We start from the raw sequence: 15,486 nt of genomic DNA, 5'->3' as shown, positions 1-15,486 counted from the left end.
TGTGGCATCCCGAGCCCGCGGAAAGAAGCTGCGCCGCGGGGGAGGCGACCCAAATGGCTTTCTCATATCGTCTTGGGACGGGTGGTATCCTTGGTAGCCCTGTGTTGCAAACGCACCTTAAACGCAAGGAGTCCCATGGATCTTATCGCCCAGCTCGCCCGCGAGCTCAACCTTAAGGCCGCCAACATCGAGGCGGCCGTCAAGCTCATCGACGAGGGCAACACCATCCCCTTTATTTCGCGCTACCGCAAGGAAGCAACGGATGGCATGGACGACGTCGCCCTGCGCGCACTCGACGAGCGCCTGTCTTACCTGCGCAATCTTGAGCAGCGCAAAGAGGACGTCATTCTGCTCATCGACGCCCAGGGCAAGCTCACGCCCGAACTCGAACAGCAGATTCGCGAGGCCACGCAGCTCCAGCGTGTCGAGGACCTCTACAAGCCCTACCGCAAAAAGCGCATGACCCGCGCGCAGAAGGCCCGCGAAGCAGGCCTTGAGCCGCTCGCCAACATGATCATCATGCAGGCCTCGGCCAAGGGCAGTGCGCTCGACGCCGCCGCAGCATACGTCAATGAGGAGGCCGGCTTCGACACGCCCGAAAAGGCGCTCGCCGGCGCCGCCGACATCGTGGCCGAGACGGTAGCCGAGGACCCGGAGAACGTCGCCGATCTGCGCGCCTTTACGCAAAACACCGCCGACATCGTCGTCGAGGCCACCGACCCCACCGAGAAGACCCCCTACGAGCCCTACTACAACTTTGACGAGCCGCTGCGCCGTATACCCAACCACCGCGTGCTGGCTATCGACCGCGGTGAGCGCGAGGGCAAGCTCCGCGTGCGCATGAACGTCGACGGCGCTGCCGCCACGGCACGCCTCGGCAGCCGTTGGCCCCGACGCCAGGGCGTGTTTGCTCCCATCTTCGATGCCGCCATCGCTGACGGTTACAAGCGCCTCATGGCCCCCTCGCTGGAGCGCGAGGCCCGCGCCAAACTCACCGTCCGCGCGCAGACCGAGGCCATCAATGTCTTTGCCAAGAATCTCGAGGGCCTGCTCTCGGCACGCCCCGTGCGCGGCGCCCGTGTGCTCGCGCTCGATCCGGGCTACCGCACCGGCTGCAAGGTCGCCGTCATGGACGAGACCGGCAAGCTGCTCGACCACGGCGTGGTCTACCCCACCAAGCCGCGCCACGACGTCGCCGGCACCAAGCGCGAGCTCGCCCGCCTCGTCAAGAAGGACGGCGTCAACACCATCGTCATTGGCAACGGCACCGCTAGCCGTGAGACCGAGGAAGTCGTCTCCGAATTCATCGCCGAGCAGGCGCCTGGACTGCGATACACCATCGTCAACGAGGCCGGCGCATCGGTATACTCCGCCTCCGAGCTCGCCAGCCAGGAATACCCCGACCTGGACGTCACCGTGCGCGGCGCCATGAGCCTGGGCCGCCGCCTGCAAGACCCGCTGGCAGAGCTCGTCAAGATTCCGCCCCAGTCCATCGGCGTTGGCCAGTACCAGCACGACCTTGACCAGGCCGAGCTTTCGCGCACCCTGGGCCACGTGGTGGAGGACGTCGTCAACCGCGTGGGCGTCGACGTCAACACCGCAAGCGCGAGCCTGCTGGGATACGTATCGGGCATCACGCCGAGCGTGGCCAAGAATATCGTGGCCTACCGCGAGGAAAACGGTGCCTTTACCGATCGCCGCCAGCTTAAGAAGGTCCCCAAACTGGGACCCAAGGCATATCTCAACGCCGCGGGCTTCCTGCGCATCAGCGGTGGCAAGAACCCGCTCGACGCGACAAGCGTCCACCCCGAGAGCTACGAGGTAGCCACGGCCGCCCTGGAGCGCGCAGGCGTTAAAGCCAGTGAGCTCAGCCGCGGCGGCGTACCCGACATCGAGCGCCGCCTGGGCAGCATCTCGGCGCTGGCAAGCGACCTGAACTGCGGCACCCTCACGCTCATCGACATCGTTAACGAGCTCAAGAAGCCCGGTCGCGACCCGCGCGATGACGCGCCCGAGGTGGTCTTTAGCTGCTCGGCGCTTTCCATCGACGACCTGGAACCCGGCATGGAGCTCAAGGGCACGGTGCGCAACGTCGTGGACTTTGGCGCCTTCGTCGACGTGGGCGTGCACCAGGACGGCCTCGTACATATCTCTAAGCTGGCCAACCGCTTTGTCAAGCACCCCAGCGACGTCGTGCGCGTCGGTGACACGGTCAAGGTGTGGGTCGAAAAGGTCGATCGCGACCGCAAGAAGATCTCGCTCACCATGGTGCAGGGCAAGTAAACCGCCAAAGCAAAGGTACCCCCTGTAGCGATGTGCAAAATCGCGAGTATTCTGCAAATTCCACCGTTCCGGATGCCCCTCAGAGACGAAAAAGCAAAAAACAGCCCCCGTTTTAGCGTCGTCAGAGCCAAAACGGGGGCCGTTTTTTGCTTCGGTTAACTGATAAAGACCTTTACCTTGCTGAATACTCTCGATTTTGCACGGTGCAGGCGGGGGTACCTTTGCCCACGGAAGGATATGGAAGCCAAGCGCCAACTTGCTGGCAAGCTCGTGCCGGCAGCCCCGGCCTTTCCTTTGCCTAGCGCGACCCTCGCGGAGCGCGTGAGCGATAGGGAAAGGAAAGGCCGGGGCGAACAGCCCACGGTACAGTCGGTGTTCGCGCTACGGCAGGATATGGAAACCGAGCGCCGCGATATCCTTGGCAAAACCGCGCACGGTATCGAGCGAGACCTCGTACGGGTCGCGACCAATGTTCTTGCGCTTGGCCAGGATGCTGTTGGGCACCGTGATGATCTGGCAACCGCAGGCCTCGGCCTGGTAAATGTTGATGAGCTCGCGCGTGGACGCCCACAGGACCTCGCAGTTGGGCTTTGCGGCGGCCTTCTTAACCGACTCCGTCATAAACGGAATGGGGTCGACGCCGGTATCGGCGATGCGGCCGGCAAAGAGCGAGATGACGGACGGCGTCTCGACGTCGACGGCCTCGACCATCTCATCGACCTGCATAGGCGTAAAGATGGTGGTGACGTTGACCTTGATGCCGTCGGCCGAAAGCTTGCGGACCAGCTCGGCGGTGGACTCGCCCTTGGTGGTCACGCACGGAATCTTGACGTAGACGTTCTCGGCCCAGGTAGCGATCTCGCGCGCCTCGACCTCCATGGTCTCGACGTCGTCGGCAAAGACCTCAAACGAGACGGACACATCGGTGATGTGGGTCAGGACCTCCTTGGCAAACGCGCGGTAATCCGTCACGCCGCCCTTCTTCATAAGGGACGGGTTGGTCGTGAAACCCTGAACGTTGCCGTTCTCGTACATGTCGAGCATGCCCTCGAGGTTTGCACCGTCAGCGAACACCTTGATTGCCATCTGCCTGATTCCTTTCGCTTGCACATGGGCGTTAAACTGCTAAACACTTTACCTACGTTTATCAAGGCGTGAGCTGCGGTTTTTTATCTTCTCGGCGAACGGTACAAACACCTCAGTGTTTGGATTGATAAATCGATTGAGCATGCAAAAGCGAAGAGTCGCAGTTTGAGCAAACGTCAGAACGCGGGATTCATTAGATGAGGCCGAAATGCTGCATCGCTGTGACGGTACCGTCGTGTGCGACATCGTCGGTCACGTAGTCGGCGAGCGCCTTGACCTCGGGCATGGCGTTGCCCATGGCCACGGCTGTCTCGACGGCGGCGAGCATGCCCAGGTCGTTGCCCGAATCGCCAAAGCCAAAGGTGCGCGCATTTCCCTCGCGGCCCAGATACGCCAGCGCTCGCGCCACGCCCACGCCCTTGTCAATGCCCTTGGGGCTCAGCTCGCGATTCTGGCCACCGGTGTTGCACAGCTCAAACTCGCAATCGATAAAGCCGTCATCATTGGCCACGCGAGCCAAACTGGGCACACTGAGGCATACCTTGCCCACGCGCAGACTGCCGTCGACGCGCATTTCCTCGGTGCTGTGCACCACAGAAGTGCCGATCAGAGACGACTGCTCAACACCCGCGGGTTCCAGGGCAAAAGTAGCCACGTTGGTCTCGAAAAAGGCCTCAATCCCTGCCGCGGCCATACGGCGTGCAAGCTCCTCGACAACGTCCTCGTCAAAGCAGTCCTCGTGTACCACGCGGCCCTCGACCTCGAGCGTGGCTCCCGCCATGGCAACGACACCCGCCGGGCTCAGCGCGCGCAGGCCATCGGCAATCAGCCACAAGGGACGACCCGTGCAGATAAATGCATGGTGTCCCGCGTCGCGCAGACGATGAAACGCCTCGACGACCGCCTGCGAGGGGTGAACCGCCGAAAAGTCCTTGTCGGTCATGTTGTCGGGATCGAACGACGTCAGCGTGCCGTCCACGTCAAAAAAGAGCACGGCGGAATCGGGGCACGCATCAATCATATGGGTTCCTTTCGGGGGCGAGAGTAAACGAAGTATCCATCATATAATGGAGCGACGCAACCAGAGAGGTCACCCATGGAATTTTACGCAAGCTGCCCCGAGGGCTTTGAGTCCGCACTCGCCGATGAGCTTAAACGCCTCGGGCTTTCGCATGTTCGCCGGCTGAAGGGCCGCGCTACATTTGAGGGCGAGCTCGAAGAAGGCTACCGCGCCTGTCTGTGGTCGCGCCTGGCGAGCCGTGTGTTCGTGGTACTCGGGCGCTTTGAGGCGCAGGATGCCGATGAACTGTACGATAGCGTTTACGACATCGCCTGGGAGACCATCATCCGCCCCGGCGCCACCATCGCCATCACCGCCCGCGGCGTGACCGAGCAGCTGCGCAACACGCGCTTCTCGGCCCTGCGCGCCAAAGACGCGCTGTGCGACCGTCTGGCCGAGACCACGGGCCGTCGCGCCGACGTCGATGCCGCCGACCCCGATGTTCACCTGTTGCTTTCGCTGCGTCAGCGCCGCGCGAGCATCAGCCTGGACCTTTCGGGCGACCCGCTGTTCAAGCGTCTGCCGCCCGCTGCGACTCGTGCCGGCGAGGGCGCACACGTGTTGCGCCCCGACTACGCCGCCCTGGTGCTGGCGCAGGTCGGCTGGACCGCACTATGCGAGCGCGAGCTGACGGCCGACGATTACGAAAACGAAGCCCTTCCCACGCTGATCGATGCCTCGTGCGCCGGCGGCGGTCTGCTGCTGGAGGCCGTGAACATTCTGACCGACCGCGCCCCGGGCGCCGCACGCGAGCGCTGGGGCTTTGAGGGCTGGCAGCTGCACGACGCTGTCCTGTGGGAGCAGCTGCTTGCCGAGGCGCGCGAGCGCGAGGCGGCAGCGCGCGAGCGCCAGGCGCGCATCGTGGCCGTAGACATCGACCCCGCCGCCCGCAAGACTGCCGAGCGCATGGTCAAGTGCGCCGGCTACAAGCGTTTTGTCGACTTTTGTGCCGCCAAGCCCGCCACCGTGCTGGACCATGCGGGCGCCGTCGCCGGTGCCGCCCTGGTCGCGGACACGACCGAGACCCCGCTTTCGCTCATGCACGATGCCATGACGCTCATCGGCGAGCTGCGCCGCGCCCCCGAGCTCGCTTCGGCGCCGGTCGCCGCTCTCACCCGCGACGGCTTGCTGGCCCGCGCGCTCCACGCCGAGCCCGAGCGCTCGATCGCCGTCATGCCCAATAACGAGGAGGCGGCTCTTGAAGTTTGGCCCTCACTCGACCACGCCGCTGCAGCGTTTGAGGCTGCGACCAGCGCGGATGCCGAGGCCGAGGTTGCGGATGCCAACGAAGCCAACGACGAAGCCGCCGCTTCCTCCATGCCCGAACCTGCCGCCACGCTCGACTTGGGCGACGGCAAGCCGCTGCCCGTGCTCATCCCGGAGTCCGAGCAGTTCGCCAACCGCCTGCGCAAGAATGCCCGTCTGCGCCGCAAGTGGGCCAAGCGCGAGGGCGTGAGCTGCTATCGCGTCTACGATGCCGACCTGCCCGACTACTCCGCTGCCATCGACCTGTACGAGGGTTGCCCGCAGACGCCGGGCCGCTGGCTCGTCATCGCCGAATACGCCGCGCCCAAGACCATCGATCCCGCGCTGGCCCAGGCCCGCATGCTCGACATCTTGGCCATCGCGCCGCGCATCCTTGATGTTCCGGCCGAGCATGTGCACGCCAAGGCCCGCATGCGTTCGCGCGGCGGCTCGCAGTACGGCAAGCAGGGCGCCGGCAAGGGCGGATCGGGCGAGCGCGCCAACATCGCGCGCCGGCGTCTGCCGCTCATCGAAGAAGGCGGGCTCACCTTTGCCGTCAACTTTGACGACTACCTGGATGTGGGCATCTTCCTGGATCACCGCGTCACCCGCAACCTGGTGCGCGAACACGCCAAACAGGCACGCCGCTTCCTCAATCTGTTCGCCTATACCGGCACCGCCACCTGCTATGCGGCCGACGGCGGCGTCGAGGAAACCGTGACAGTCGACCTTTCCAACACCTACCTGGACTGGGCCGAGCGCAATATGCGCCAGAACGGCTTTGTTGGTCCGCAGCATCATTTTGTGCGCGACGACGTGCTCGCCTGGATTCGCGACCAGCGCCAGACGCGCAACCGCTGGGACTTGATCTTTGTCGACCCGCCCACGTTCTCGAACTCGTCCAAGATGGGCCGCCGCACCTGGGATGTCCAGCGCGACCATGTTGAGCTTTTGGCCGGCGTATCTCGCCTGCTTGCACAGGGCGGACATGCCATCTTTAGCTGCAACCTGCGCGGCTTCCGCCCCGAAACGCGCAAGCTCGCGCGCGCGGGCGTCGTGCTGGAGGACATTACGGCACAGACCATCCCCGAGGACTTCGCGCGCAACCAGAAGGTGCACCACTGCTATATCGTGCGCCGACTGCCCATCGAGGACGCCATGGCCGAGGTCGGCTTTAGCGCCGAGGAGATTGCCGAGCGAACCGAGGAGCTGCGCAACCCCGAGGCGCGCAAGCCTCGTGCAGCAGCGCCCGCGCCCACGCAGGCCGGCAACGGCAAATCAAACTTTGCCGGCAAACCCTCCCCTGCCGGCAAGTCCAAAAAGAAGAAGTTCTACGCCAGCAAGCCCAAGGGCAAATAACAAAGTTGCGGTGGAATACGGACTGTTTTACCTGGAATTAGGCAAATATAGACCGTATTTCACCGCAACTCATAGTGGGATGGCGGACGCCGTCCTACCCTTGGGTGACCAGGCGATAGCCGATACCCACGTGCGTTTGGATATAGCGCGGATGCGCGGGGTCGGACTCAATCTTCTTACGCAGCGTGCCCATAAAGACACGCAGGCTCGCCAGGTCGCTCTTGGTTGCCGTGCCCCAAATCTCGTGCAGGATAAACTGGTGCGTCAGCACCTTGTCGGCGTTGTGCGCTAGCAGGCATAACAATTTGTACTCAATCGGCGTCAGATGCAGCTCCTCGCCATCCATCGTGGCGATGCCGGCATCAAAATCGATATGCAGCTCACCGGCATCGAACGAGCCCTCAGAGGAAACACCGCCCGTTTGCGCATACGAAAGGCGTCTGAGCGTCGTGCGAATGCGCGCGAGCAGCTCCTCGACCGAAAACGGCTTGGTCAGGTAGTCGTCGGCGCCGGCATCGAGCGCGCGAATCTTGTCCGCATCCTCGCTGCGCGCCGAGACCACAATAATCGGCATACCCGACCATGCGCGCACCGATTCCACCACCTTGACGCCGTCCATATCGGGCAGGCCCAGATCGAGCAGCACGATGCTCGGCGCCTGCGATGAGGCGGCGGCGATGGCGGCATGGGCGGTCTCCACGGCCATATGACGCAAGCCGTGCGCCTCGAGCGCGGCAACAATAAGATTGCGGACAGCGGGGTCGTCCTCAACAACCAAGATGAGCGGTTTTACGGCAGAGTTTGGCACAGCGCTACTCCTTATCAAACGAAACATCGGCGACGGGAAGCTCAATCGTAAAGACCGAGCCGTGCGGGTCCGCCGCGGCAACCTCTATGCTACCGCCATGCGCCAGCGCAATGGAGCGGCAGAGCGAAAGCCCCAGGCCCACACTACGGTGGCTGTCGGCCAGGCCATGGTTGGCGGTATAGAATGACTCAAAGATGCGCTCGCGATCCTCGGGCGCAATGCCCGGGCCATCATCGGCCACCGAGCACGTCACGTGCCCACCGTCGACGCCAATCGAAATCACGATATGCGAGCCTGCGGGCGTATAGGTGATGGCGTTGTTCACCAGATTGACCACCAGCTGCACCATCAGGCGCGCGTCGACGTTGATGAGCGCCGGCTCGTCGCACGCCACCACCTTAAGGTCGTGCTCGCGCACGGCCGGGTTCACGTGGCGCAGCGCCTCCTCGACGATATCGTCCATGAGCTCGAGCGTGGTCGACAGGCGCATACCGCCACCCTCGAGCTTGGTGATAGCGAGCAGATTCTCGACGGTGGCGTTGAGCCACAGCGCATCCGAGCGAATGGATAGAAGCAGGCCGCGGCGCGTCTGGGCGTCGAGCACCGCGGTGCCGGTCGAGCCCTGATCGAGCAGCACGTCGGCATTACCCGAAATACTGGTAAGTGGCGTGCGCAGATCGTGCGAGATGGAGCGCAGCAGGTTGGCGCGCAGCTGCTCGTTTTTGGCGAGCACCGCCGCCTCCTCGCGGGCCTCCATGGCGCGGGCGCGATCGAGTGCCAGCTCGCCTTCGCTCACGATAGCATCGGCAAGTGTCCGCTCCTCATGTGTCAGCACGTCGGGCTCGGCAACGATAGCCAGCACGCCCACCACCGAGCCGGGGTCGCCCGAGCGCACGAAGCCGTCGCCCGTGCGAACCGTCAGGTAGATGCCATAAAACGCCGAGCCGCCAAACGTGGCGTCGAGCGGCGTTCCCACATAGGCGGACGCCGAGAGCCGCGGCGGCATCTGCGGCGCCGGCTCGTGCACCGGGGCGGCATCGCCCACGGCCGTGTACGTCGCACGCGGCAGCAGGTCATCGCCCTCGGCGTCGGCGCTGTACCACACGACCGGACAGCCCGAAAGACGCGCCAGCTGCGTGGCCATGGCGTGAACGATCTGATGCTGATCGGCGCACCGCTGCAGCATGCGGTTGGTCTCGAGCACCATATGCGTGCGGCGGTCGCTGGCGGCAGCCTGTGCCAAGGCGCGGCGCAGGGCCAACGCAATCGAGCTCGACACAAGCGAAACCACGAACATGATGAAGAACATGCCGGGATAGCCGCGGTCGATAAGCGACAGCGAGTAGCGCGGATCGACAAACAAAAAGTTGTAGAGCGCCACGGCGGCAGCCGAGCTCAGCAAGCAATACAGGCGACTCCAGGTAAAGAATGCGCACAGCTGAACGGCGAACACATAGACGATCATGATGCTCGGCGCGAGACCCGGATGGTCGAGCAGCGCGCCCACAATCGTCGCCGCGACCAGCAACCCCGCCGATACGCAGGCGTCATACAGAGGAGTGCGGCGCGTCAGCGTTGTGCGCCGCCACCAAAAGCTATCGGCAATATCGCCGTCCGTACGGACGTCCATCAGTGCCCCGCCCCTCTCTCAAAAACAAAAACCACCACAAAGGGACAGGCACCTTTGTGGTGGTTTCCCTTGTGGTGGTTCCAAGTGTATAGCCTTTGCAACCGGCGGTCGCTAGACAAACAGCACGTGCGCGAGCAGGGCACACACGCACACCGCGACAAGCAGCGTCACCACGATCGAGATCACGCGGTCGGCCATGTCCATGTTGGCACGATTCGTAAAGAACCGATCTTCGGCGGCGTCGACACGCGCCTCACGCACCATTTCGACCACCGCCTCGCGGCCATCGAGCGCCTTTGCATCCATGTTTGCCTCCCCGGCCTCAATCTTGTCCATCGAAAACCAACTCCATGCAGCCTGTCGGCGACTACGGGCGCTCGTTGGGGGCCAGGCGCTGCATCTTGTTCACGGCCTTGAACTTGGTGAACAGCGGCACGTACTCAAAGCTCACGTTGGAGTTCTCCAGGCCGTACCAACGCGCGGGCGTGCCGGCGGCACGGCGGATGATGTACTTGAGCGTGATGGCCGTACGCTCGCTCGGCTCCACGTCGCTTTCGGGCGCCAAAAGCTTACGGATCAGGACGAACTTGAACGTGCCGATGTTACCCGGGTCCTTGTAGACCGAGTAGTCATGCGTCTGCGGCGGCAGCTCGCCAGTGGCAGCCAGGTCCTGAACAACCTGACGCAGGTAGGCATTGACGCGCTGGTTGATCTTGTAGCCCAGGTACAGATGCACGCGGAACACGTAGTCGGTGCCGAACGTCTCGACCGAATAGGCAAAGGTATGCGGCTCGTCCATGGTCTCGACATTCACGAACCACCAGGCGCGAGCGCGCTTGGGATGCTTGTCCAAGATCGAGTAGACGATATCACGGTCGATGTAATCGGTATGGGTGTCCTTGGTCAGGTACACGATGTTGTCGCTCATGCGCTCATAGCGATCGTCGTCGCGCAGGCGCTTGAGCTGCGGCAGGTAGCTGCGCAGCGGCAGCAGCGTAAACTGGCGCTGCTCGACCGCCGTGCCGTTGTACCAGCACACCATAATGCCCATGATGAGTGCAGCCATGAGGATGGTGAAGTAGCCGCCGTGGAAGAACTTGGTGAGCGAGCTCACGAAGAAGAAGCCTTCGAGCAAAAGGAAGAAGGCCGCGAAGATCCACGGAGCAACCTTGAGCTTGCGCTCCTCGTGCAGGTAGAAGAAGAGCAGCAGCGTGGTGCACATCATAGTCAGCGTAATGGCAAGGCCGTAGGCGGCTTCCATATGCGCCGAGTTCTGGAACAGCAGCACCACGATGACGCAGCCGACAAGCATGACGTTGTTGACCATGGGGATGTAGAGCTGGCCCTTGGTCTCGGCAGGGTAGAAGACCTGCATGTGCGGCATGAGGTCCAGGCGGCTGGCCTCGGACACCAGCGAGAATGCGCCGGTGATGAGCGCCTGCGAGGCAATGATGGCCGCGACGGTGGAAAGGCCTACGGCAAACGGGCGCAGGCCCGGGGCGAGCATCTGGTAGAACGGGTTGAGATCGGCAATGCCCATGAGCTCGGGGTTGGCAGCGTTGTTCATAAGCCAAGCGCCCTGGCCCATATAGGAAAGCAGCAGGCAGCACTTAACGAACGGCCAGGTAGCGTAGATGTTGCCGCGGCCGACGTGGCCCATGTCGGAGTAGAGCGCCTCGGCACCGGTGGTGGCGAGGAAGCAGCTGCCCAGAATCATGATGCCCGCGTGGTTGTTGGGGCTCAGCAAAAAGGCGATGCCGCGCAGCGGGTTGAGGCACAGCAGCACGGCGGGGTGCTGGAAGACAAAGAACAGACCCGTGCCGCCCAGGAACAGGAACCACAGCGTCATGATGGGGCCAAAGGCGTGACCGATCTTGGCCGTACCGATGCGCTGTACCAAGAAGAGCACGATGATGATGGCGAGCGTAATGGCGACGACGCGACCCTGGTCATCGCCCAGCACGGCATGGACCGCCGGGATGGTGCGCAGGCCCTCGATGGCCGTGGTAACGGTAACGGCAGGTGTCAGGATGCCGTCGGCGAGCAGCGCGGCGCCACCCAGCATGGCGGGGATGATGAGCCACTTGCCGCAGCGCTTGACCAGGCTGTACAGGGCAAAGATGCCGCCCTCACCATGGTTATCGGCGCGCAGCGAGATGAGCACATACTTGATGGTGGTCAGCAGCGTGACCGTCCACACGACAAGGGAGAGCGCGCCGAGCACGAACTCCTCCGTGACGCTTCCGATGCCGCCGTTGCCGGCAACGAGCGCCTTGGTTACATACATAGGGCTGGTGCCGATATCGCCGTACACCACGCCCAGCGTGACGAGCATCGCCGAGATGCTCACAGGAATCGCAGCGTGCGAAGCTGCCTCCTTGGCCTTTTGTTCCATAAGCCGGTTTCCTCCCAACTTTAATGTTCGAAGGAATTATAGGTAATCGGCCCATGTTTGAATGGCACTGTTTTCCCAGCTAGATAAACATTTATACGGCCTTTAAGCCACCTCGGCGATATGGAATGTGACAAAGGGACTGTCTCTTTGTCACATTCGTCATTTTCCGAGCCAGTTTTTGAACCACCACTCCATGGAACGGCTCATCTCGGCCATAAAGGGGCTCGTGTGCTTGCGGGTGTAGATATCCACCACGCGCTCGCCTACCTCGCGGGCATGCGGACGGAACATCGCGTCCATCTCGGCCACCTGCGCGTCCATGGTCGCAGCATCGGCGCGGCAGTAGCGCTCCTCGTGCACCAGGTTCACCACGGGGTGCGCGATTGCCGGGCGCTCCTTACGGGGCGTGCCGATGATGAGCATCGACAGCGGCATGGTATAGGGCGGCAGATCGAGCAGCTCGGCCACTTCCTCGGCATTCTCGACGATATCACCGATGTAGCAGCTCCCCAGCCCCAGGGCCTCGGCGGCAACCACGGCGTTTTGCGCGGCGATCACGGCGTCCTGGGCCGCGATGGCAAAGTCGCCCAAACCCGGCGCGCGGCGGGGCGCCTTGCCCGTGCGCTCTACAAACTCGGGCTCAAAGCAGCCCACGTGCTCAAACAGATCGATCCACTTGGCATAGTCGACTACAAATATAAGTGCCCAGGGCGCCTTGGCGATCATAGGCTGATGGTCGCACAGGTCGGCCAGGCGGTCGAGCGTAGCCTGCTCGCGGATGCTCACGATGGAATACATCATCATGGCGCCCGCCGACGGTGCGCGACTCGCCGCATGCAAGATCGCCGCCCGCTGCTCGTCGGTCACCGCTACGGGACGGTCGTCGTCATCACGCGCGAAGGCACGCGTGGAGGAACGGTGCTCCAACGTGTCCAGCACCGCATTGCCCGTCGTCTCGACCGGATAGCCACACGTATCCACAGCCTTGGTGCAAACCTGCTCGTTCATCGCCTCATCCTCGCTAATATCTTTAAGAAGCCTTTACGTTTCCGTGTAATTCCCGTCCATTATCGCGCAGGTCGCCACTACATTGCGCCACACCGCCACACGTGCGCGTTAATATGGCTGGTTGTTGTGCGCAGACACCAATTGCAGCGCATATCTTGGTAACAATCGGGTAAACCCCCGCATTCGTACATTTTAGTTTGTGAGGAGTCTCAGCATGTTCGCTGCCGCCATCTCGCTCGTCGGTCTTGCGGCGACCGTCTACCTTGTCTTGCGCGAGGCCAAGGCCATTCGCGCTCAGTCGGGCACCGTTGCCAAAAGCGCTCTTGGGTGGAGCGTCGCCTTCGGTCTTTTCCAGGTCTTTTTGACCATTTGGGGCGCCATTGGCCTCGTCGCCCAAAACGAGCCGCTCGCCTTTGTGATGCTCATCCTGACCAACGCCATCCTCACCGGCTGCGCTTGGGCCAGCATCGCACGCGACCGCATCGCCCCGCGCGGCTTTGCGTTCGCCGCGCCCGACGCCCCCGCTCCCACCGGCAAGCTCGCCCGCCTGCGCGGCGCCTTTGTGGGCAAACCGCTCGTCGCCGCCGTCCTGTGCCTGCTGCTCGCCGGCGTCTTTGCGCTGCTGGGCATGGAGGTCTCGTCCAACCACGACTTTACCTGGGTCTACCCCCTGTGCATCCTGCTCGAGTGGGCCATCATCACCACGCTCATGGTCGGCCTGTTCTTCCTGTTCCAGCGCCATGGCGCAGCTCCGGCCGTCCTGGCCTTTGCCCTCTTTGTCCTGGGCATTGCCGAGTTCTTCGTCATCACGTTTAAATCCATGCCCATCCAGCCGGGCGACCTTTCGGCCATCTCCACCGCCGCCGCGGTCGCCGGCAACGGCTACACCTTCTCCATCTCGCTGTTCTGCGTGCTGTCCATGGGCTTTACCGCCATCGCCATGCTGCTGTGCGAGTACGCCGGCCTGGTGGCACCGCACCGTCAGAAGGGTGCCGTCAACGCCAAGCGCATGCTGCTCACCAACCTGCTCGTCGCCGTGCTGTGCCTGGGCGGTGTGACCGCACACGTCACGCTCATCGACTACTACAACACCCTCGGCATCACCGTCTACACCTGGCGCCCGCTCGAGAGCTACTGGCGCGAGGGCTACCTGCCCGCTTTCATTAGCGCAGCGCAGTCCATCAAGCCGCCCAAACCCGCCGACTACTCCGTCGACGATGCCAAGGCCACGCTCAAAAAGTACGCCAAGGCCTACGACAAGTCCGACGCGGCCAAGAGCGACGAGCGCGCCGCCGCAAAGGAGCAGTTCGATAGCGAGAAGCCCACGGTCATCGCCATCATGAACGAGACGTTCTCCGACCTGTCGATCTACCAGAACATGCGCGCCGGCTACGAGGGCCCGCAGTACTTTAAGAGCCTGTCCAACTGCCTCAGCCGCGGCAAGCTCTATGTGAGCGCCTACGGCGGCGGTACCGCCAATACCGAGTTTGAGTTTATGACCGGCAACTCCATGGCCAACCTGGGCTCGGGCGTGTACCCCTACACCATCTACAACATGGAAACGACCGGTAATCTGGCAGAGCAGTTCAAATCGCTCGGCTATTCCACCACGGCCATGCACCCCAACCACGCGACCAACTGGAACCGCGAGAACGTCTACAAGGACTTTGGCTTTGACCAGTTCCTGTCTATCAACGATTTCCAGGGAGCCGACACCCTGCGCGGCATGGTGACCGACCAGGCTACCTACGACAAGATTCTCGAGTTGCTCGACCAGAACGCCGATCCGCAGTTTATCTTCGACGTGACCATGCAGAACCACTCGGGCTACGACACGGGCCTGCTGCCGGTCGACAAGCAGATGCACCTGAATATCGACACGACCGATCTGGACGCCAAGACCGTCGAGGACGGCACGCTCTCCGATGTCGACGAGTATGTCTCGTGCATCGAGCAGTCCGACCAGGCGCTGCGCTACTTCCTCAACGCCCTGAGCAAGCTCGACCGTAAGGTGGTCGTGGTGTTCTGGGGCGACCACCAGCCGTTCTTCCCGTCCAAGTTCAACGATAAGTGGTTTACCGGCGAGGACGACGCCACGCACCAGGAGCGCCTGTGGCAGACCGACTACATCATCTGGGCCAACTACGACGTTGCTGGTTGCGACCAGACGAGCGAGGTCGACGACCTGTCCACCAACTACCTGTCCACGCAGCTTATGCAGCTGATCGGCGCCCCGCTGACCGACTACCAGAAGGCGCACATGACGCTGCGCGAGTCGCTGCCCGCCATCAACTCCGTGGGCTACGAGGACGCCAGCCTGCGCTGGGCACTCTCCTCCAACGTCACCGGTGACGACGCCGCTGCCGCAGCCGCAACCAAGGCGCGCGAGGATTACGCCAAGATGCAGTATTACGAGATGTTCCGCGACGGCAAGAACGTCTACACCAAGCACTTCCAGACCGAGGCCAACGAAACCGACCCCAACCTGGCACCGGGTACGACCAAGATCAAGTAGCGGGTCACTCATAACTGAAACGTCTGTCCGGGCGGAGGCATATAAGGTTCATCGCGAGTTCCGCACGCAAAGGAGGCCACTTAATGTGGCCTCCGTC

At 62.8% G+C, this 15,486-nt stretch carries 10 protein-coding genes; 3 read left to right on the top strand and 7 right to left on the bottom strand.

What is annotated here, in order from left to right:
- Positions 1 to 135 precede the first annotated feature (135 nt).
- Positions 136 to 2,283 (top strand): Tex family protein, encoded by a 2,148-nt coding sequence (locus ABHR63_RS09500; RefSeq protein ID WP_346965384.1) that lies wholly within the window; start codon positions 136 to 138, stop codon positions 2,281 to 2,283.
- Between the two features lie 381 nt (positions 2,284 to 2,664).
- Here ABHR63_RS09500 and ABHR63_RS09495 read toward each other — a convergent pair whose 3' ends face one another.
- Both ABHR63_RS09495 and ABHR63_RS09490 read right to left on the bottom strand, forming a co-directional pair.
- A complete protein-coding gene (locus ABHR63_RS09495; RefSeq protein WP_346965385.1) occupies positions 2,665 to 3,369 on the bottom strand; it encodes a transaldolase in 705 nt (234 codons plus the stop codon).
- Positions 3,370 to 3,562: 193 nt separating this feature from the next.
- A complete protein-coding gene (locus ABHR63_RS09490) occupies positions 3,563 to 4,390 on the bottom strand; it encodes an HAD-IIB family hydrolase (RefSeq protein ID WP_346965386.1) in 828 nt (275 codons plus the stop codon).
- Between the two features lie 75 nt (positions 4,391 to 4,465).
- On the opposite strand from ABHR63_RS09490, the gene rlmKL reads away from it, so the two are divergent.
- The gene (gene rlmKL / locus ABHR63_RS09485; protein WP_035138760.1) at positions 4,466 to 7,033 is read left to right on the top strand and encodes a bifunctional 23S rRNA (guanine(2069)-N(7))-methyltransferase RlmK/23S rRNA (guanine(2445)-N(2))-methyltransferase RlmL; all 2,568 of its coding nucleotides are present in this window, start codon (positions 4,466 to 4,468) and stop codon (positions 7,031 to 7,033) included.
- Positions 7,034 to 7,127: 94 nt separating this feature from the next.
- On the opposite strand, the gene ABHR63_RS09480 is transcribed toward rlmKL, so the two are convergent.
- The 5 genes from ABHR63_RS09480 to ABHR63_RS09460 all read right to left on the bottom strand — a co-directional run bounded on the left by ABHR63_RS09480 (position 7,128) and on the right by ABHR63_RS09460 (position 12,874).
- Positions 7,128 to 7,841, bottom strand: coding sequence for a response regulator (locus tag ABHR63_RS09480; protein ID WP_226812477.1), 714 nt, complete (start codon positions 7,839 to 7,841; stop codon positions 7,128 to 7,130).
- A 4-nt stretch (positions 7,842 to 7,845) separates the two neighbouring features.
- The gene (locus ABHR63_RS09475; protein ID WP_346965388.1) at positions 7,846 to 9,471 is read right to left on the bottom strand and encodes an ATP-binding protein; all 1,626 of its coding nucleotides are present in this window, start codon (positions 9,469 to 9,471) and stop codon (positions 7,846 to 7,848) included.
- 111 nt (positions 9,472 to 9,582) lie between these two features.
- Positions 9,583 to 9,807 (bottom strand): hypothetical protein, encoded by a 225-nt coding sequence (locus ABHR63_RS09470; protein ID WP_346965389.1) that lies wholly within the window; start codon positions 9,805 to 9,807, stop codon positions 9,583 to 9,585.
- 31 nt (positions 9,808 to 9,838) lie between these two features.
- Complete coding sequence (locus ABHR63_RS09465; protein ID WP_346965390.1) at positions 9,839 to 11,866, bottom strand: KUP/HAK/KT family potassium transporter; 2,028 nt, start codon at positions 11,864 to 11,866, stop codon at positions 9,839 to 9,841.
- Between the two features lie 159 nt (positions 11,867 to 12,025).
- Positions 12,026 to 12,874 (bottom strand): nitroreductase family protein, encoded by an 849-nt coding sequence (locus ABHR63_RS09460; RefSeq protein ID WP_346965391.1) that lies wholly within the window; start codon positions 12,872 to 12,874, stop codon positions 12,026 to 12,028.
- 214 nt (positions 12,875 to 13,088) lie between these two features.
- Here ABHR63_RS09460 and ABHR63_RS09455 point away from each other — a divergent pair, with 214 nt between their 5' ends.
- On the top strand, positions 13,089 to 15,389 hold the full coding sequence (locus tag ABHR63_RS09455; protein WP_346965392.1) for an LTA synthase family protein: 2,301 nt from the start codon (positions 13,089 to 13,091) through the stop codon (positions 15,387 to 15,389).
- Positions 15,390 to 15,486 lie beyond the last annotated feature (97 nt).

Origin of the sequence: Collinsella aerofaciens (genome assembly GCF_039752775.1) — a bacterium.
GTDB classification, from domain to species: domain Bacteria; phylum Actinomycetota; class Coriobacteriia; order Coriobacteriales; family Coriobacteriaceae; genus Collinsella; species Collinsella aerofaciens_R.
This window is presented reverse-complemented; position numbering and strand designations above follow the sequence as displayed.